The organism is Arthrobacter zhaoxinii, assembly GCF_024385505.1.
Classification (GTDB): Bacteria; Actinomycetota; Actinomycetes; order Actinomycetales; family Micrococcaceae; genus Arthrobacter_B; species Arthrobacter_B zhaoxinii.
Genome location: NZ_JANFLT010000005.1, coordinates 753,784 through 771,398 on the forward strand (window position 1 = coordinate 753,784; position 17,615 = coordinate 771,398).

General features: G+C 66.6%; 18 protein-coding genes. 9 read left to right on the forward strand and 9 right to left on the reverse strand.

What is annotated here, in order from left to right; genetic code table 11:
* The first annotated feature begins 8 nt into the window (after window positions 1–8).
* The 3 genes from NNX37_RS10955 to NNX37_RS10965 are packed head-to-tail and all read left to right on the forward strand — an operon-like array spanning window position 9 to window position 1,904.
* Window positions 9–1,202, forward strand: coding sequence for a HoxN/HupN/NixA family nickel/cobalt transporter (locus tag NNX37_RS10955; protein ID WP_255792690.1), 1,194 nt, complete (start codon window positions 9–11; stop codon window positions 1,200–1,202).
* On the forward strand, window positions 1,199–1,474 hold the full coding sequence (locus tag NNX37_RS10960) for an urea transporter (RefSeq protein ID WP_255792691.1): 276 nt from the start codon (window positions 1,199–1,201) through the stop codon (window positions 1,472–1,474). The genes NNX37_RS10955 and NNX37_RS10960 overlap by 4 nt, the downstream gene beginning before the upstream one ends.
* 10 nt (window positions 1,475–1,484) lie before the next feature.
* On the forward strand, window positions 1,485–1,904 hold the full coding sequence (locus NNX37_RS10965) for an urea transporter (RefSeq protein ID WP_255792843.1): 420 nt from the start codon (window positions 1,485–1,487) through the stop codon (window positions 1,902–1,904).
* Between the two features lie 9 nt (window positions 1,905–1,913).
* On the opposite strand, the gene crcB is transcribed toward NNX37_RS10965, so the two are convergent.
* The 5 genes from crcB to NNX37_RS10990 all read right to left on the reverse strand — a co-directional run bounded on the left by crcB (window position 1,914) and on the right by NNX37_RS10990 (window position 8,612).
* Window positions 1,914–2,291: a fluoride efflux transporter CrcB gene (crcB, locus tag NNX37_RS10970; protein WP_229952269.1), complete on the reverse strand. Its 378-nt coding sequence runs from the start codon at window positions 2,289–2,291 to the stop codon at window positions 1,914–1,916.
* Window positions 2,288–2,740 carry a fluoride efflux transporter FluC gene (locus NNX37_RS10975; protein WP_255792692.1) on the reverse strand — a complete coding sequence of 151 codons (453 nt, stop codon included), beginning with the start codon at window positions 2,738–2,740 and terminating at the stop codon, window positions 2,288–2,290. Before NNX37_RS10975 ends, crcB begins: the two co-directional genes overlap by 4 nt.
* On the reverse strand, window positions 2,737–3,072 hold the full coding sequence (locus NNX37_RS10980) for a hypothetical protein (RefSeq protein ID WP_255792693.1): 336 nt from the start codon (window positions 3,070–3,072) through the stop codon (window positions 2,737–2,739). Before NNX37_RS10980 ends, NNX37_RS10975 begins: the two co-directional genes overlap by 4 nt.
* A 65-nt stretch (window positions 3,073–3,137) precedes the next feature.
* Complete coding sequence (locus tag NNX37_RS10985; RefSeq protein ID WP_255792695.1) at window positions 3,138–6,722, reverse strand: S41 family peptidase; 3,585 nt, start codon at window positions 6,720–6,722, stop codon at window positions 3,138–3,140.
* A gap of 48 nt (window positions 6,723–6,770) precedes the next feature.
* Window positions 6,771–8,612 (reverse strand): serine/threonine-protein kinase, encoded by a 1,842-nt coding sequence (locus NNX37_RS10990; RefSeq protein ID WP_255792696.1) that lies wholly within the window; start codon window positions 8,610–8,612, stop codon window positions 6,771–6,773.
* Between the two features lie 144 nt (window positions 8,613–8,756).
* Between NNX37_RS10990 and lipB the strand changes: the two genes are divergently transcribed.
* The 3 genes from lipB to NNX37_RS11005 all read left to right on the forward strand — a co-directional run bounded on the left by lipB (window position 8,757) and on the right by NNX37_RS11005 (window position 11,343).
* Window positions 8,757–9,485 (forward strand): lipoyl(octanoyl) transferase LipB, encoded by a 729-nt coding sequence (gene lipB / locus NNX37_RS10995; RefSeq protein WP_255792697.1) that lies wholly within the window; start codon window positions 8,757–8,759, stop codon window positions 9,483–9,485.
* Window positions 9,482–10,486 (forward strand): lipoyl synthase, encoded by a 1,005-nt coding sequence (gene lipA / locus NNX37_RS11000; RefSeq protein WP_255792698.1) that lies wholly within the window; start codon window positions 9,482–9,484, stop codon window positions 10,484–10,486. The genes lipB and lipA overlap by 4 nt, the downstream gene beginning before the upstream one ends.
* A gap of 104 nt (window positions 10,487–10,590) precedes the next feature.
* Complete coding sequence (locus NNX37_RS11005; RefSeq protein WP_255792699.1) at window positions 10,591–11,343, forward strand: DUF4191 domain-containing protein; 753 nt, start codon at window positions 10,591–10,593, stop codon at window positions 11,341–11,343.
* Between the two features lie 54 nt (window positions 11,344–11,397).
* On the opposite strand, the gene NNX37_RS11010 is transcribed toward NNX37_RS11005, so the two are convergent.
* Window positions 11,398–12,453 carry an NAD-dependent epimerase/dehydratase family protein gene (locus NNX37_RS11010; RefSeq protein ID WP_255792700.1) on the reverse strand — a complete coding sequence of 352 codons (1,056 nt, stop codon included), beginning with the start codon at window positions 12,451–12,453 and terminating at the stop codon, window positions 11,398–11,400.
* A gap of 37 nt (window positions 12,454–12,490) precedes the next feature.
* On the reverse strand, window positions 12,491–12,931 hold the full coding sequence (locus tag NNX37_RS11015; RefSeq protein ID WP_255792701.1) for an RDD family protein: 441 nt from the start codon (window positions 12,929–12,931) through the stop codon (window positions 12,491–12,493).
* A 249-nt stretch (window positions 12,932–13,180) separates the two neighbouring features.
* Here NNX37_RS11015 and glnA point away from each other — a divergent pair, with 249 nt between their 5' ends.
* A complete protein-coding gene (glnA, locus tag NNX37_RS11020; RefSeq protein WP_255792703.1) occupies window positions 13,181–14,605 on the forward strand; it encodes a type I glutamate--ammonia ligase in 1,425 nt (474 codons plus the stop codon).
* 132 nt (window positions 14,606–14,737) lie between these two features.
* On the opposite strand, the gene NNX37_RS11025 is transcribed toward glnA, so the two are convergent.
* Both NNX37_RS11025 and NNX37_RS11030 read right to left on the reverse strand, forming a co-directional pair.
* Window positions 14,738–15,337: a hypothetical protein gene (locus tag NNX37_RS11025; protein WP_255792705.1), complete on the reverse strand. Its 600-nt coding sequence runs from the start codon at window positions 15,335–15,337 to the stop codon at window positions 14,738–14,740.
* A gap of 170 nt (window positions 15,338–15,507) precedes the next feature.
* Window positions 15,508–15,684, reverse strand: a complete 177-nt coding sequence (locus NNX37_RS11030) for a hypothetical protein (RefSeq protein ID WP_255792707.1) — start codon at window positions 15,682–15,684, stop codon at window positions 15,508–15,510.
* Between the two features lie 262 nt (window positions 15,685–15,946).
* On the opposite strand from NNX37_RS11030, the gene NNX37_RS11035 reads away from it, so the two are divergent.
* Window positions 15,947–16,627: an alpha/beta hydrolase family protein gene (locus NNX37_RS11035; protein ID WP_255792709.1), complete on the forward strand. Its 681-nt coding sequence runs from the start codon at window positions 15,947–15,949 to the stop codon at window positions 16,625–16,627.
* Window positions 16,627–17,526 (forward strand): alpha/beta hydrolase fold domain-containing protein, encoded by a 900-nt coding sequence (locus NNX37_RS11040; RefSeq protein WP_255792710.1) that lies wholly within the window; start codon window positions 16,627–16,629, stop codon window positions 17,524–17,526. Before NNX37_RS11035 ends, NNX37_RS11040 begins: the two co-directional genes overlap by 1 nt.
* The last annotated feature ends 89 nt before the right edge of the window (window positions 17,527–17,615 follow it).

The following is a 17,615-nucleotide window of genomic DNA, read 5'->3' on the forward strand; positions in this document are numbered from 1 at the left end:
GTCTAACGGTGAGTGAACAAGCGAACACGCAAGAGAAGGCTGTCGGCCCGGGGCGCTCCTACCGGGCGCAGGTGGTGCTCGCCTTCATTCCGGTCGCGCTGCTGCACATCGCGGGCTTCGGACTGTTCTTCTTCCTGGTCGAACCGCTGCATCTGCAGCTGGGCTCCTCGGTCTTCGGGGTTGGCATCGCCGTGGTGGCCTACGTCCTCGGCGTGAGGCACGCCTTCGATGCCGACCACATCGCTGCGATCGACAACACCACCCGCAAACTCGTGGACCTGCGCAAGCCGGCCGCCGGGGTCGGATTGTTCTTCTCCCTGGGGCACTCCACCATCGTCTTCCTCATGGCAGCGCTGCTGGCGCTCGGAGTGAGTTGGGCGGTAGGGCTGAGCGACGACGGCAACGAGGTACGCAACGGCCTCGGTGTCTTCGGCACGGTCGTCTCCGGAGTCTTCCTGCTGCTCATCGGACTCATCAATGCCGTGGCGTTCATCGGAATCCTCAAGGTCTGGCGGGCCTCGCGCAACGGCGACCTCGACGAGCTGGAGCTGGAGCGGCATCTGCAGGGCCGAGGCCTCATCAGCCGCCTCATCCGGCCGATGCTTCGGACGATCGACCGCCCGGGGAAGATGTATGCCGTTGGCTTTTTGTTTGGGCTCGGCTTCGACACCGCCAGCGAGATTGCCCTGCTGGTGCTGGCCGGAACCGGGGCGGTTACGGGGCTTCCCTGGTACGCCATCCTCTGCCTGCCCCTGATTTTTGCCGCAGGCATGAGCCTGTTCGACACACTCGATTCGGCCGTGATGGTGAAAGCCTATGGCTGGGCAAGCGTTAACGCGGTTCGCAAGCTGTACTACAACCTCACCGTTACCGGCCTCTCAGTCATGATTGCCGTCATGATTGGCGGCATTGAACTGGTCGGGCTGTTGAATGAGAAGCTCGGGCTGCGGGACCCGCTCACCGGGTGGGTAGCCGCCATCGACCTTGAGAACGCGGGCTACATTGTCGTGGCCACGCTGATACTGGTCTGGTTGACCTCTACCGCCTACTGGCGGTTGGGCCACGTGGAGGAACGATGGGCGCTGGCAAGCGGCGGGGCGGGCACATCTGGCGGCGCAACCGCGCACAGCGGGCCGGAGTTGAGGCAGGGGCCTGAAAAGGGCGCTCCGCCTGACGATGCCCCGCGAACGGAGCAAGCATGAGCAGCGCCGGCGCGGCCTCGCCGACCCCATCCATCTCGGGTGCGGGCTGGTTGAAAGGCTGGGGGCAGGGTCTGTCGCAGATCTTCTTCCAGAGCAATATCTACACAGCGCTGCTGATTCTGGCCGCCTTCGTTGTGGCCGGCTGGCGCCTGGCCCTGCTCGTGCTGATCGGCTGTGCGGGAAACACGGTGGCCGGGCGTCTCCTCAAGGCTGATTCGTCATCGGTGACGTCGGGTCTGGAAGGCTTTTGCGGCGCCGTCAGCCACCATTGATTCCGAACCGCTGGCTTTTGCACGCTCCCTGCTGACGAATGTGTCAGAGGTGGTGCTGATCAACAACGTCTGGTCCGGTGCCCTTATCCTGCTCGGGTTGTTCGTGGCGAGCTGGAAAGTAGGGCTGGCGGGGCTGCTGGGCAGCGTGGTGGGGAGCCTATGCGCATTGGCGATGGGCGAGAGCCTCACCGAGACGGCGAACGGCCTGGCCGGCTATTCCGGTGTACTCACCGCGATTGCCCTCGCCGTGGTCTTCCTCCGCAGCAGCACGCTCTCGTGGGTTCTGGCTGTGGTTGGAACCGTGGTGACGGCGGTGATGACGGTGATCATGCACGATTTTTCAGCTCCCACCTACACCTGGCCGTATATCCTCACCACTTGGGTGTTCCTGGTGATCGCCCAGTACATTCCGGCAGCCAGACGCACGTGAGCGGGACATTTAGAGCGCTGCGCCCACCCAGAGGCCGACGGCGGCCGCCGCCACCGAGAGCACGAGCATAACCACACCGCTGATAAACGACGCGCCGTGGCGGCCCTGTTTGATCAGCTGAACCGTCTCGTAGCTCGCCGTACTGAAGGTGGTGTAGCCGCCGAGGAAGCCGGTACCGATGATATAGCTGAGGTCGGTCGGCACCAGGTGCACGAACACGACGCCGGTGAGCAGGCCGAGCACGAGGGAGCCGGACACGTTGATGATCGTCGTTGCCCACTGGAACGTCGTCTTAAGGTGGGCTCGGATCAGCCCGTCCACGATGAACCGCACCGCGGCACCGAATCCGCCGGCCAGCGCCAGCAGCAGGAAAATCCCGGGAGTCATGCAGCAGCCTCCTTCCCGCCGTCGTTCCGCCGGCCGGGACCATTGATGGCGCTCGCCACGGCGATGCCGGCCCAGGTGGCGCAGGCACCAACAAGCACCGTGCCAAAGGCGTAGATCAGCGCGGCCCAGGGCAGCCCGTCACGAAAGAGCACGGCGGTGTCGGTGGCCAGCGAGCTGTAGGTCGTGAAGCCGCCGCAGAAGCCGGTCCCGAGCAGCAGTTTGAGATTCTTGCCGGTCGGGGCGCTGCCGAGGCGGGTGACGGCCTCATAGAGGTAGCCGAGGAGAAAGGCGCCGACCACGTTGATGATCGGAATCGCCACCGGCACCTCGCCGAGGTTCGGGATGAGCAGTGTAAGACCTTCGCTGCTGGCGGCACCGGCTGCGCCGCCGAGGAACACGAGACTGATGGGTGCCCAGCGCAGGTGCGGTGGGCGGAGACCGGCGCTCATCGTCCGGCCCGGGGCCGGCCCGGGCGAGCCCCGGTGTCACGGACGCGAATCCCGGCAGCATCAATGCCCGGGCGGGAGTCGAAGAAGACCACGCGCCCGTCGTCGAAGTCGGGGTCCATCGGGGAGGTGTGCATTAACCCGTCATGGGACTCGGCGGCGGCAAAGCCGGCAAGGACCACATGCGGCGGCCGGCCGGAGGAAACGCAGACTACGACCGGGTGGCTCTGTAGGGAATTCGAGCTGGCGCCCTTGTTTCCGAAGGTACTCCCGGGGCCACCCGTCTTCAATGCCGGCAGGCCGCCGGTCCGCTGAGCGGCTGGGAACAGCACCACGTTCGAATGTACCGGCTGTACGCCAAGGACCCGGCCCCGCCGGAGCCGGGCCTTTGGTGCGGACATCAATGCCGGCTGTCCCTGGTTCCATCGGTGCTGCCCGTGCCGGCCGATACCGGGGCCGGAATGGGCAGGTCACCGTCCTCCTGCCGGCCCTCCCCCGCCAGGCCCTGCGGCCGCGGCGGCAGCGGAGCCGGCTGGAGGCTGCGGTACCCGGCAAGCGCCGGCGGTTCGTCCGTAGGCAGCTCTGACAGCATTTCGCGCAGGATGCCCACACCGTGTTCCAGCTGCGGGTCGTCTCCGGCAACGTAGGCGTGCGGCGGGAAAGCCACCTCAATGTCAGGCTCAACGCCGCGGTTTTCCACGTCCCAGCCCACGCCGCCCGTAAACCAGAACGCGTACCGCGGCTGGTTCACCGCGGTTCCGTCCACCAGGTTAAAGCGTCCGTCGATTCCGACGACGCCGCCCCAGGTGCGCGTGCCGACCACGGGGCCGATGCCCCGCAGCTTGGAGACCTGGGTGACGATGTCGCCGTCGGAACCGGCAAATTCGTCAGTGAGGATCACCACCGGTCCCCGCGGAGCATGCGACGGGTACGGTGTGGGAGTGCCCGCCCGGGGGCTGCTCCAGGCCGTGACCTTCCGGCCAAGCAGCTCGGCAACCAGCTGGGAGGTGTGCCCGCCGCGGTTCCGCCGGACGTCCACCAGCAGTGCGCCCATGGACGCCTCCTGGTCCAGGTCCCGGTGCAGCTGCGACCAGCCGTTGGCCACCATGTCCGGAATGTGCAGATAGCCGAACTCGCCGTTGGAAGCTTCGCGGACGATGCGGCGGTTGGCGCTGACCCAGTTCTGGTAACGCAGGCGTTCCTCGCTGCGCAGCGGGACGACGGCGATCCGGCGCTGGGACGGCGCGCCGTCGTCGCCCGTGGTGACGACCGTCAGTTCCACGGTCCGGCCGGCGGCACCGGCGAGCAGGACTGCGGGTCCTTCCCCGGCGGGAACCGGCTGTCCGTCCACGGCTGCGATGACGTCGCCGGGGTGGACATCGGCGCCGGGGGCGGTCAGCGGCGACGTGGCCTGCGGATCGGAGGACTCTGCCCCGAGAATCCGGACCACTTCCCACCCGCCGGCCCCGGGACGCAGATCGGCGCCGAGGAAACCCTGGCCACCGGATCCTTGTTCGGTGACCGGAGCGGGCGTCACGTAGGCATGGGAGGTACCCAGTTCGCCGTGCATTTCCCACAGCAGGTCCACAAGGTCGTCGTGGCTGCCGAGGTTCTGCACCAGCGGGCGGTACCGGGCGTGGACGCCTTCCCAGTCCAGCCCGCCCATGTCCGGAGCCCAGAAGAAGTCCCGCTGCAGGCGCCACGCTTCATCGAAGGCCTGGCCCCACATCTTCACGGGGTCGATCCGGACCCGGATGCGGTCAAGGTCAACGCGGACGTTGTCGGCGGAGTCCTCTTCCACGCGGGCGGCAGCGGGCACCGTTCGGACGCTGCCCTCGTGGCGCAGCACTACCTTGGTGCCGTCGCCGCTGACTTCGAAATCGTCCAGCGCCGGTACCAGGACGGAGACGTCCTTCTTCTCCAGATCAAAGCGTTCAAGCCGGGAGGCAGGGTCCCGGTCGGTTGCCGATGCCCGTCCGTCGCCAGTGACGCCGTAAAGGTCCGAAGCCTGCCACAGCAGGGCCCCTTCGGCTGTCCGGAGCTTTTCATAAAGCCCCTGCGGGACGGGGACCGCGATCAGGCGGTCGCCGATCCGTTCGGCGTCGATCTGCACGGGGGCCACCGTTCCTTCCGGTTTTTCAGCCGCCCCGCCTGTTACGGCCGGGGACGTTCCGGAGACCGACGGGCCGAACGGCGAAGGTGTTCCGGCTGCCAGTGCCACCAGGAACGGCTTCGTGGAGGACGGGAAGCTGAGGTCGAACCGGTGCGTGTCATACACCGGATCGAAGCTGCGCTCGGAAAGGAAGGCCAGGTATCTGCCGTCGGTGGTGAAGGAAGGATCATGGTCGGTGAACCGGCCGTCGGTGACGTCGATGACCGGTGCGGCCGGATCCAGCACGGACCGCAGGCGGATCCGGGACCGCCCTTCGCCGCTGGACGGTTCCGCCCAGACCAGCCACTGCGAGTCCGGTGAGAAGGCCAGCTGGTCGACGGCGCCGAAGCCCGAGGATGCCACGGGGAACAGTTCTGCCGTGGCCACGTTCAGCACAAACACCTCGCCGTATTCGGTGGACACGCCTACGCGCTGTCCGTCCGGGCTGGGGACAAGCTGGCTCACGCGTGTCGGGCGCTCGAAGCCTACCCGGACGACGCCGGTAGTGGCGTCGGTAGTGGCGTCGGCTGCGGCACCCTCCCGCGCGCCTGCGCCGGGTACCGCGGCGCCGCCCGTCCCGGCAACGCCGGCTTCGTCGCTGTTCACCGGCGGGGCCGGAACGGCAGCGCCGGAGGCAGACACCGGACTCGGCAGGACAAGACCGTTGGTTTCACCGGCAGGTGCGGCCGGCTTCTCCGGGGAGATTCCCTCCTTGGCCGCCGGGACTGCCGCCCCTGCGGGGAGGTCCGCGAAGACGTCCTTGATATAGATTGCTTCTTCACCGTCTTTATCCGCGACGTACACGGCGCGGGTGGGATCCAGCGGCCTGCCCAGGCGGCTGCGGACGGCCGAGTCGGCTTCAATGACACGGGAGGGACCGTCGCGGTGGGTCAGCCAGTGCAGCGTTCCGTGGGTTTCCACCACGCTCGCGGTTCCCTTGGCGTCCGGTACAACCGCTGACAAGTGCTTTGCGACGTTCAGGGGACGCGGGCGGCGGGCTGTGCCGGCCGAGCCCAGGACGATGTCCAGCGGCTGCGCTTCGGCGTCCAGCGAAGACAGGAGCCAGATGCGTCCTGCCGATTCGAACACGATCCGGCTGCCGTCGGAGGACGCATGCCGGACGTAAAAGCCTTCAAAGTCCGTGTGCCGGCGGAGGTCCCCACCCTGGGGAGTGACGGAATAGAGGTTGCCGTAGCCTTCGTGGTCCGAAAGGAAGACCACCCTGCCGTCGATCCACATCGGGTCCGACAGGTTGCCGTCCAGTTCGGGCACCAGGCGAAGGAACTCTCCGTTGCCGTCCGCGTCAATCCAGAGCTTTCCTGCAGTTCCGCCGCGGTAGCGCTTCCACCATGCCTGTTCGCGGGTGAGCATGCTGCCGATCACCATCGGGCGTTCGTCACCGATTACGGGTCCTTCGGCGACGGTTTCCACCGGCCCGTACGGAAGCTTCACCGGTGCCGTGCCGTCGAGGGGCACGGCGAACGCCCAGCGCAGCCGGTTGTCTTCCTGCTCCACGGAGCAGGTGGCAATGACGTGTCCGGCCGAGTTGAATCCCTTGAGCCGCGTGCTTTGGCTGCCCCAGAAGGTCAGCTGCCGGAAGTCCCCGCCGTCGACGTCGGCCGTAACGATTTCCGGGGCTCCGCCCTGGACCACCTGCCACGCCAGCCGGCTCCCGTCCGGGGAGAACTTCGGGCTGCGGGCGGGCAGCTGCATCGCGGAAACCCGCCACGCGCGGCCGCCGCTGACGGGAGCCATCCAGACGTCATCTTCGGCGACAAAAGTGAGGAGGTCCCCGTGCAGGTCAGGGAAACGGAGGTATGAAGTAGGACTCATGGCTCGATCCTATCTTTCACCGTGGACATGTCCGGTGAGCAGCCGGCCTCATGACGCGGCCAGAACCCGGCTGATCCGCCACATGCCCTCGTTTCGCACCAGCACCAGCAGCACCTCCTGCTGTTGTGCCGGCTCCTGCCGGAGCACCTCGCCGGTCCGGTTCATGTGTGTGTAGGCGGAAACCTGCATCCGGACACGCAGTTCCGCAGACCCCGGAGTCGGGTCTGGCGGCAGGGCTGCCTCCGGCGGTGCCGGCCCGCTGCGCCCCAGCACGTCCACCGTCATGACCAGCCCGGCCAGGGTATCTCCTTCCGAAGCGAGCCGGCCCACCTGCTCCTGATCGGCCAACTGTGCTTCTGACTCCGGAGCGTTAACGTGGTCGAGCAGCGCAGGGTCGGCACCGGTGAAAGCTCTTGTCCGCAGTTCGGCGAGCGCGGGCAGGGCCTGTGCGGGATCCTCGGCTGCGGTTTCCGACAGCAGCGAGTCCACGCTCTTCCCTGCCGTCCCGGGCAGCTCCCCATTCCCGTGGGAAGGTGCAGGTGCGGCAGGTGCTGTTGTGTCCCGGGCAGCACCCGTGGAGTCGCCTGCGGACCCATTCCGGGCCTCGGGAGCGGTACTGCGGACACTCAGGAGTTCAGGGGCTGCGAGCGCTATTGCCGCAAGCACCAGCACTGCGGCAACCACGGCTGCGGCGGCAACCGGCACAATCCGCCGTTCCCGGGGCGGACCGGCGGCACGCCGTCGCCGTCGCCGTCCCTGTCGTCCCGTCTCCTGCTCCCGGTCCAGGTCCCGACTCTGCTCCCGGGTCCGGTCCCGCTCCCGGTCCCGATCCCGTCTGCGCTCCCGGTCCCGCTCCCGTCTGCGCTCCCGCCTGCGCTCCTTCCTGCGGTTCCGTCCCCGACCCTGCCGCACTCCCCGTCCGGCGGCACCAGCCCCGCCCCGCCGCTGGCCGGGCCTCCGCCACCAGCGCTTTCGTCCCCCTGCACCGGAACCGGCCGATTCTGTCCGGCGGGTCAGCAGTTCGGGATGAACGTCCGGATGAACGGCAGCCACCAGGTCCACGGGCAGGGCGGGAACACTGCGGTAGACAGCAGCCGCGAATTCGCCGGCACCGGGTCGCACTGCAGCATCCTCCGCCAATCCGGCCTCCAGCAGGGCCGGCAGCTCCCTCCCCACTCCGGGAACCAGGATCGACAGCGGGGGCCGGGAACGGCTGGGCGGGGGAATCCGTCCAGTCAGTAAAAACCAGCCCACGGCGGCCAGCGAGTAGATGTCCGACGCCGCACCCAGCCCGGCGTCCGCTCCGTCCCGGCGCTCGGGGGCAGAGAACCCCGGTGTCCCCGGATGTGGCGCCCCGGGTTCCCCCAGCAGCCGGCCAGAGCCGAAGTCAGCCAGCAGCGGCCTGCCCTCGGGAGTGAACAGGATGTTCCCGGGCGATACATCGCCGTGGGCCGTACCCCGCGCGTGGAGGTAACCCAGGGCACCGGCTATCCCCACAAGGATGCTGACGGCTTCCCCCGGCTGGACCGGCCCCCGGGCTGCAACCAGGCCCGCTGCGCTGCCGCCCGCGGCATACCCGCCGAGCAGGCCGGTACCCTGGTCCGTTTCGACCACCGCGTGCACCTGCAGCAGGTGCGGATGTTCCAGCCGGGAAAGGATATTCACTTCACGCCGGGCTTCAAAGGCGTTTACTCCCCCGTCTGCCCCGCGCACCGGGACCTTCAGGGCGAACGGGGCGCCATCCGAGTCCCGGACTAGCCAGACCGCGGCAGTGCCTCCGACACCCAGCAGCCGGTCCACCCGGAAACCCGGCACGTCCGGTGCAGGAGACACCGGGATGCCGCGTCGGCGGTCTCCATCAGGGAGGTCAGGCAGCGGGGTCGTGTCCATGGGAGCAGAGTCTTCGCTACTCCCCGACCTGCACGGCAGTTATCCACAGGGTATTTCTCCTCGGCCGGGGCAGGAAAACCCGGCCGGCCAAACCCCCGCGGAGTGTGGTCCACATTACAGCTGCGGGGGTCTAGGCTGGTGGCCATGGCTTTGGAGTTCACCCGCGTAGGCCTGGCTCCGCACTACGTGGACTATTCAGCAGGCTGGGATCTCCAGCAGCAGCTGCACCGGCAGGTACTGGAGGGCAAGGTACCGGACACGGTGCTGCTGCTTGAGCACACCCCGGTCTATACGGCAGGGCGTCGTACCGAGCCGCACGAGCGTCCTTTCGACGGCACCCCGGTGATCAACGTGGACCGCGGCGGAAAACTGACGTGGCACGGACCCGGCCAGCTGGTGGGCTATCCCATCCTGAAGCTCGCTGACCCGTCCGCCGTCAGGGCGTATGTTGATGCCCTCGAAGCGGCCGTCATCTCCGTGCTGCGGGACTACGGGATTGCCGGTGTCCGGGTTGAAGGGCGCTCCGGCGTCTGGATCCGGGGAGACGGGCAGCCCTTCGGCGTTCCGGACCGCAAGATCGCCGCCGTCGGCATCCGCGTCCACCAGGGCGTCACCATGCACGGATTCTCCCTGAACTGCAGCAATGACCTGGCGCCTTACAGCCAGATCGTTGCCTGCGGCATCACCGACGCCGGAACCACATCGATCAGCACCGAAACGGGAGACACCGTGTCCCCGGCCGACGTCGTCACCCGGATTGAAGCCGCACTTGCCGCCCGCGAGGCGGCCCTGACCGGCACCACCCCCTCGAAGAACCTCCCCGGCATCGGCGCCGTCCCTGCCGGCAGCCGGCCGAAAGGAGCCCTGCTGTGACCCTCGCCCCTGAAGGACGGCGCCTGCTGCGCATTGAACAGCGCAACGTCGCCGTCCCCGTGGAACGCAAGCCCGAATGGATCAAGGCCAAGGTAAACATCGGCCCTGAATACGTGGAGCTGAAGAAGCAGGTGAAGCAGGAAGGCCTGCACACGGTCTGCGAGGAAGCGGGCTGCCCCAACATCTTTGAATGCTGGGAGGACCGCGAGGCAACCTTCCTCATCGGCGGGTCCGAATGCACCCGGCGCTGCGACTTCTGCCAGATTGACACAGGCAAGCCCTCGCCGCTGGACCTGATGGAGCCCACCAAGGTGGCGCGTTCGGTACAGCAGATGAACCTGCGCTACGCCACGGTCACCGGCGTGGCCCGCGACGACCTGGCGGACGAGGGTGTCTGGCTCTATGCCGAGACCATCCGGAAAATCCATGAGCTCAACCCCGGCACCGGCGTCGAGATCCTGATCCCCGACTTTTCCGGGAAGGTGGAGCACATCATCGACATCTGCGAAGCCCGGCCCGAGGTCTTTGCCCACAACGTCGAAACGGTTCCCCGCCTGTTCAAGCGGATCCGGCCGGCGTTCCGGTACGAGCGTTCCCTCGACGTCATCACCCAGGGGCAGAACATGGGCATGGTCACCAAGTCCAACCTGATTCTCGGCATGGGTGAAACGCGCGAAGAAATCTCCGGCGCACTGAAGGACCTGCGGGATTCCGGGTGCGACCTGATCACCATCACCCAGTACCTGCGCCCCAGCGAACGCCACCTGCCGGTGGACCGCTGGGTCAAGCCGCAGGAATTCGTCGACATCAGTACCGAAGCCGAGGAACTGGGCTTCCTGGGCGTTATGAGCGGACCGCTGGTGCGCTCCTCGTACCGTGCCGGGCGGCTCTGGGCCGGTGCCATGCGCCGCAAGGGCCGCGAGCTGCCCCCGCAGCTGGCGCACATCGAGGACTCGGGGAGCACGCTCCAGGAAGCCTCCTCCATCCTCGCCCGCGGATAACTCCGCCGACGGCGCCCACCGTCCCGCACTGCAGACGCACCGGTTCCGCCGAACCGAAGGCACTTCATAACCGCACGCCTTCCATCACGTAGAATGAACTCATTATGGCCAAAAGCACCGATTCAGACGCATCCCAGAGCGCCCGCAAAGGCGTCTTTTCCCGCAAGCCGAAGGGGGAAAAGAAGCCCAAGAAGGACGGGCGCATGAAGCAGATTGCCCAGGTCTTCAAGATGACCCGGCGCAACGATCCCAACGTCGTATGGCTGATGCTCGGCGCGTTCCTCGGCATTATCGCCGTGGGCCTGCTGATCGGCTTCCTGATCGACAACTGGATCACGATGCTTATCATCGCCATCCCCCTCGGCCTGCTTGCCGCTGTGTTCATCCTCTCCCGCCGGGCCGAACGGGCGGCGTTCACGCAGATTGAAGGCCAGCCGGGAGCTTCCGGCGCAGCCCTGAGCGTGCTGCGCCGCGGCTGGATCCTGGAGGAACAGCCCGTCGCCGTGAACCCGCGTACCCAGGAAGCCGTCTTCCGTGCCATCGGCCGTCCCGGCATCGTCCTGGTCACCGAAGGTTCCCCCTCCCGGGCGAAGGCACTGGCCGACGGCGAACGCCGGCGCATGAACCGCATCGTCCCCAAGGTTCCGATCACGGTCATCCACACGGGCCGCGGCGAGGGCCAGGTTCCGCTGTCCAAGGTAGCGACCACGGCCAAGAAGCTTCCCAAGGCACTGACCAAGCAGGAAGTCGCCACCGTCAACAAGCGGCTTTCGGCGCTCGGCACCCGGCTGCCGATCCCCAAGGGCATCGACCCCTACCGCGCCCGTCCGGACCGCAAGGCAACCCGCGGACGCTAGCCGATTCTGCACCCAAAAGGGCCCCTCTTATGAGGGGCCCTTTTGTTTTGTCCCTCAGGCTTCCGGCACCAGGGGATCCGCGTCCGCCAGCCGGGCCAGCAGGTTCCGTTCTTCCTCCCGGGTGAGTCCTGCCCCGCGGGGACGCTCGACGCCGGCGGCTTCCTCCCAGGCAAGGGTGTCAGCAAGGGTCTGCCGCAGCGGCCGCAGCTGAAGTCCCGCGGAACGCGCCCGGACATTGGAGCGGGCATTCATCCCGTGCCAGTCCGGATCTTCCAGCCAGAGCGGCAGTGAACGGGGGCCTGACCATTCATTGACGCCCTGCCCGCGGAGCCACCGGGTTGGAACCGGTATGGCAGTTCCCGGAACACCCCCACGGCCTGCGTCTCCCTCGCCCGCTGCCCCGGCTTCTCCCGCTGCGTCCGCAGCCGCCTCCAGATGCGCTGCGAACGGCACGGTGTCCCCCACGGCGTTGAATACCCCGGCGCTCCGTTTGCGGGCCACCTGTACGAGCCACCGGGCCAGGTCACGGACATCTATGAGCTGCGTGGGCTGGTCCGGGGCTTCGGGCACGAGCACGGAGCCTCCCTGCGCAAACCGCAGCGGCCAGTAGCCGCTGCGTCCCGAGGTGTCCCCCGGACCCCCGATCAGCCCCGCCCGGATGATCGCGCGGGCACCGGCGCCGAACCCTCCGGTGACGGCCTCTTCACACGCGACCTTGGCGGGGCCGTAGCTTTCCATGTCCGCCATGACGTCGCCCGCCAGGGGTGCCAGCAGGGCGGCATCCTCGTCCTGCCCGAACTCCCGTTGGCTGGCGTAGACGTTGCCGGTCGAGACGAAGACGTAGAAGTCGGCGGCATCCCTCAGGTCGCGGACGGCGCGGCGCACCTGGCCCGGTTGGCGGGAAACATCAATGACGGCGTCCCAGTGCTGTTCGGCGGCTGCTGCCAGGCCGTCGTCGGCGTCGCGGTCCACCCGCAGGAAGGAGGCTTCGGCCGGCGGTTCGCCGGAGCTTCCCCGGGCAGCGCAGGTGACCTGGTGGCCTTCGGCTGCAGCGGCGAGGGCGGTCTGATGTCCCAGCCAGGCGGTTCCGCCCAGAATCAGTAGTTTCATACCCGGAATCTGCCAGATCCGCGGGCTGATTCAAAGCCTAGTGCTTCACCTTCACCAGTACCGTGCCCATGGCGCGGTCATGCAGGCCGCGCTGGTCGGCGTCGAACACCACCGCCGGAATCACCAGGCACAGCAGCAGCGTGCGGACAATCGCTGCAGGAATGTTGGCGGGCCGGCCGTCCATTTTCTGCACCTGCAGGCTGAAGACGCGGTGGCCGATGCTGTAGCCGAGGAGGCTGACGAGCAGGATCTGCTCGACGGCGAAGATCGCCAGAATGGCAAAGTCGTCTCCGCCGAAGAGCCAGTAGGCAATGAGCGAAGCGATGGCCCAGTCGATAACCAGGGCTCCCAGGCGCGGGCCGACGCGGGCTATGGACCCCGGTCCGGTACGCGGGCGTCCGAGGCGCTTGCCCGGCCACGTGCTCTCGTCGGAGGGAGGGCCTTCCAGCCAGGAACCTATATCGCTTCTATCAACCACGGTTAAAGACTACCCGGGGGGCTGTGATGTAAATAAACCCACTATTATCACTGTCTCCGGAGGTTGCGGATAGGGTGGAAGGGAGGCCATCGGCTGCGTAACCTTCCGGAAACACATGTGTCACCGCTGGGAAACCCGACCCCCTTAGGGTCAAGGTGATGCGCCGGACGGTCAAAGGGCCAGGCGCCAGCTTTGGTCTTGCAGCCCGAGGTCTTCCACCCAAAACAGTTGTATAGGAGCACATAAACGATGTTCAAGAACGCGGACGAAGTCCTCAGGTTCATCGCTGACGAGCAAGTGAAGTTCGTCGACATCCGATTCACCGACGTACCCGGAGTGCAGCAGCACTTCAACGTGCCGGCCAAAACCGTAGATGCCGATTTCTTCGTCAACGGTCAGCTGTTCGACGGCTCATCCATCCGCGGCTTCCAGGGCATTGCAGAGTCCGACATGCAGCTCATCCCGGATGTCACGACGGCGTTTGTCGATCCCTTCCGGATCGAGAAGACCCTAGCGCTGAACTTCTCGATTGTGAACCCGCGCACCGGGGAGCCGTACCACCGCGACCCGCGCGGCGTTGCCGAGCGTGCCGAGGCTTACCTGGCCTCCACGGGCATCGCCGATACGGCTTTCTTCGGTTCGGAAGCCGAGTTCTACATCTTCGACAACGTCCAGTACGAGTCTTCCCCGAAGGGCAGCTTCTACAAGGTGGACTCCGAGGAAGCTCCGTGGAACAGCGGCCGCGAGGAAGAGGGCGGCAACCTGGGCAACAAGACCCCGTACAAGGGCGGCTACTTCCCCGTGGCCCCCGTGGACAAGCAGGCTGACCTGCGCGATGCCATCAGCGTGGAGCTGGACAACGTGGGCCTCGAAGTCGAGCGTGCCCACCACGAAGTCGGCGGCGCCGGCCAGGCTGAGATCAACTACAAGTTCACCACCCTGACGCACGCGGCCGACGATCTGCAGAAGTTCAAGTACATCGTCAAGAACGTTGCCGATTCCTGGGGCAAGTCCGCCACCTTCATGCCGAAGCCCATCTTCGGTGACAACGGTTCGGGCATGCACTGCCATCAGTCCCTGTGGAACGGCGGAGTGCCGCTGTTCTACGACGAGAAGGGTTACGCCGGTCTTTCGGACCTGGCCCGCTGGTACATCGGCGGCCTGCTCAAGCACGCCTCCGCCGTGCTTGCCTTCACCAACCCGACGGTCAACTCCTACCGCCGCCTGGTCAAGGGCTTTGAAGCTCCCGTGAACATGGTCTACTCGCAGGGCAACCGTTCCGCGGCTATCCGCATCCCGATCACCGGCTCGAACCCGAAGGCCAAGCGCCTCGAGTTCCGCGCTCCGGATCCCTCCTCCAACCCTTACCTGGCGTTCTCCGCCCAGCTGATGGCTGGCCTGGACGGCATCAAGAACCGCATCGAGCCGGCGGATCCGATCGACAAGGACCTCTACGAGCTGCCGCCCGAAGAGGCCAAGCACATCCAGAAGGCTCCGGCGTCGCTCGAAGAGGCACTGGTTGCCCTGGAGAACGACAATGAGTTCCTTCAGGCCGGCGGCGTGTTCACCCAGGACATGATCGACAGCTGGATCTCGTACAAGCGTGAATTCGAAATCCAGCCGCTGGCACTGCGCCCGAACCCGTTCGAGTTCGAGCTCTACTACGGCGTCTAAGCGTCTGAGCAGCGGCCGATAGCAGCCGATGAACCGCCTCCGCCCCTCACCGGGCGGGGGCGGTTTTTCATTCCGTCCACCCGCGACGTTACGTTTGAGTAGTTGCGGACCTGCCGGACGCCCCGGCGCCGGCTACAGGGTCACGCCGTCGGGAAGTTCCGGTGCATCGAATTTCTGCCGCTCGCACTCGGCCTGCAGCTGCGGGTAGGTGGAAGCGATCAGGTCCAGGATGCGGTTGCGGACCACCAGGTAAGCCTCGCCGACGCCCACCACGCCCTTGAATTCCTTAAGCTCCTCCTCATAGGAGGTCTGCTGGTGCCGCAGGTAGTTCACCGTCAGCCGGTTCAGCCGCGACGGTGCCGTGGAGAGGCTGGCCGGGGACTGCTTGCCGCGGAGGCGTCCGTTGAAATGCTCGACCGCCTTACGCTGCATGGTCTCCCACGGCTCGGGAACAATGCGCAGCTCCAGCGCTTCGGCGACGGCGACCGCTGCCTTCTTCTTCACCAGGGCACGCTCCCGCGCCGCCAGCTGCCGGTTACGGGAGGCTTCGCGGGCCTTGGCATACTCCGGTGTGGCCTCGATGGCCTCAACGCGCTCCAGAGCGTACAGCTTCATGGGGGCTGCCTTGCGGGAAAACGGGTTCCGTGCGGTCTTGTCCGGTTCGGGCAGGAAGGTCTTGATCTGTCCGTCGGTCCAGCCCCGCTCCTTCTTCAGGTCATTGGCGATGAGCATGCCCTCGCTATTGGCCGGTTTCGGACGCGGCGGATGGTGTTTGCCTCTGGGCACAGTGCTCCCCGGATGTAGAAATGGTGTTCTTCCATTCTAGGAGAGCACCGGTGTCCGTTAACGCAAAAACGCCGCCATTCCCGGGTGGGAACGACGGCGGAGACCTCTTCTGCGCGCTAGGCGGTTGCTTCGGCGAGAACCTGGCTCGAGGCCGGTTCTGCGTTCAGCATCGCGATTTCGGCTGCCGATACTCCCCCGGCAACCAGCGCACATCCGGCGGCAATGGCCGTGATCTGTGCGGTGAATCGTGAAGTGGTGGTCCTGGTGCGCGTCACAGCAACGTGCTTCAACATATAGCTGATGCTCCCTTCGAGAGGCATGGGATGGTACTCCGGGCACGATGAATCGATGTGCCGCAAAGCGGTGGCTTCTGTGCCGGAGTGGTGGTGTTGCGGTTCGTCGCCCAAGGCGGACCGCGGATTTCAGGAGAGGCTGCGCGTGGTGCCGATACCGGCTGCGCTTATGGGGCCTTCGGATCCTGTCCGCTTTCCATTCTAGTGGTATTACCTTCTACGCTCAAGGTGTTCGGCCCGGGATGGCAGTACGTTTGAACACATGCACGTTGATCATCTTGACCTGTCCATTCCCGTCGGCGGAGGGCACGTATCCGCCGTATTGTCCCGACCTGAGGGCGCGGATGTGACCGTCGTCGTCGCCCATGGAGCCGGCACCGGTATGGAGCACCCCTTCCTTACCGGGTTTACCGCAGCCCTGAACGACGGCGGTGCGGCCACCCTGCGCTTCAACTTTCCGTACCGGGAGGCCGGGAAGAAGGTTCCGGACCGGGCTCCCGTAGCTGTCGAAACGTGGAAGGCCGTTATGGCCACGGTGGCGGAGCGCGACGACGGCGGGCCGGTCTGGGCGTGCGGGAAGTCCTTCGGCGGCCGCATGGCGTCCATGGCGGTGGCGGAGGGCATGGACGCCGCCGGGCTGGTGTACCTGGGCTACCCGCTGCATCCGCCGGGCAAACCGGAGAAGCTGCGCGACGAGCACTTGTACGGCCTGACCCTGCCGATGCTGTTTCTGCAGGGCACCCGTGACACGTTTGCCCTGCCCGGCGAGCTGGAACCGGTGGCCGAGCGGATTGGCCCGAACGCGGAAGTTCAGCGGATTGACGGCGGAAACCACTCCTTCGAGGTCCGGGGGCAGAAACGGACACCCGACGTCATAGGGGCCGGACTCGCTGATCCGGTGCTGCAGTTTATCCGGGCAGCGGCAACACCCGGGAGGAGGTGATGGCAAGTCTGCCTATGAGGCTCCTGGAGCCGTATCTGCGGCTGACCCGGAAGCCGCTGACGGCCACGGCCGAACGCACCGAGGCGAGACTCTACACCGTAAAGCCGGCTGCTGAGCCGCCCCGCGGGCTGTTGCGAAAGTTTCGAGTCGAGCAACGGCACGTGGACGGGTTCTCCTGCTACTCCGTGACGTCCCGGAACCCCGGCGTTGCCTGGGCTTCCGCGGTACCCTCCGCGGTCCTGTACCTGCACGGCGGTTCGTACATCAGCCCGATCAGCGCCTGGCACTGGCGGTTCATCGCCCGTCTGGCGGCAGCGGGCCACCGGGTGGAGGTTCCGCTGTACGGTCTGGCGCCCGGGTACAGCCATCGGGATGCATCCCCACTGCTGGCGTCCGTGTACCGGCGGCTGCTCGAAGACTGCGATCCCCGGGACGTGGCTTTTGTGGGCGACTCAGCCGGGGGCGGGCTCGTTCTGGCCTTTGCCCAGCAGCTGTCGGAATATGCTCTGCCTCAGCCGCGGCGTTTGGTTCTGCTGTCCCCCTGGGTGGACGTCGCGATGGAAAATCCGGAGCTTGCCGCGGTTGAAGCCGTGGATCCCTGGCTGAGCCGTGCCGGGCTTCGGATTGCGGGCCGGGCCTGGGCATCCGGTGACGACGTGGCGGACCCGCGCATCAGCCCCATCAACGGCAGCCTGTCGGGTCTGCCGCCAACGGACCTGTTTGTCGGAACCCATGACCTGCCCTATCCCGATGTGCTCCGGCTGGAAAGCCTGATGAGGACGGCCGGAACGCCTGTTTCGCTGCATGTCGCTGACGGCGGTGTCCATGTTTACCCGTTGCTCCCCGTGCCTGAAGGCAGAGCTGCGCTGAGGACGATTCTGAGACTGCTGCGGGCCTGATTACCGGAGCCGCGGGAGGTGCAGCGGGCCGTTGACCGCGGGACAGGACGGGAGAGGCAGGGACGGGAAGGTCGGCGGCGGGACAGGGG

Coding starts and splice junctions, on each gene's coding strand:
- NNX37_RS10960 (WP_255792691.1), top strand. CDS start 1,199: ATGAGCAGCGCCGGCGCGGCCTCGCCGACCCCATCCATCTCGGGTGCG.
- crcB (WP_229952269.1), bottom strand. CDS start 2,291: ATGACTCCCGGGATTTTCCTGCTGCTGGCGCTGGCCGGCGGATTCGGT.
- NNX37_RS10975 (WP_255792692.1), bottom strand. CDS start 2,740: ATGAGCGCCGGTCTCCGCCCACCGCACCTGCGCTGGGCACCCATCAGT.
- NNX37_RS10985 (WP_255792695.1), bottom strand. CDS start 6,722: ATGAGTCCTACTTCATACCTCCGTTTCCCTGACCTGCACGGGGACCTC.
- NNX37_RS10990 (WP_255792696.1), bottom strand. CDS start 8,612: ATGGACACGACCCCGCTGCCTGACCTCCCTGATGGAGACCGCCGACGC.
- lipB (WP_255792697.1), top strand. CDS start 8,757: ATGGCTTTGGAGTTCACCCGCGTAGGCCTGGCTCCGCACTACGTGGAC.
- NNX37_RS11005 (WP_255792699.1), top strand. CDS start 10,591: ATGGCCAAAAGCACCGATTCAGACGCATCCCAGAGCGCCCGCAAAGGC.
- NNX37_RS11010 (WP_255792700.1), bottom strand. CDS start 12,453: ATGAAACTACTGATTCTGGGCGGAACCGCCTGGCTGGGACATCAGACC.
- glnA (WP_255792703.1), top strand. CDS start 13,181: ATGTTCAAGAACGCGGACGAAGTCCTCAGGTTCATCGCTGACGAGCAA.
- NNX37_RS11025 (WP_255792705.1), bottom strand. CDS start 15,337: ATGCTCATCGCCAATGACCTGAAGAAGGAGCGGGGCTGGACCGACGGA.
- NNX37_RS11030 (WP_255792707.1), bottom strand. CDS start 15,684: ATGTTGAAGCACGTTGCTGTGACGCGCACCAGGACCACCACTTCACGA.
- NNX37_RS11035 (WP_255792709.1), top strand. CDS start 15,947: ATGCACGTTGATCATCTTGACCTGTCCATTCCCGTCGGCGGAGGGCAC.
- NNX37_RS11040 (WP_255792710.1), top strand. CDS start 16,627: ATGGCAAGTCTGCCTATGAGGCTCCTGGAGCCGTATCTGCGGCTGACC.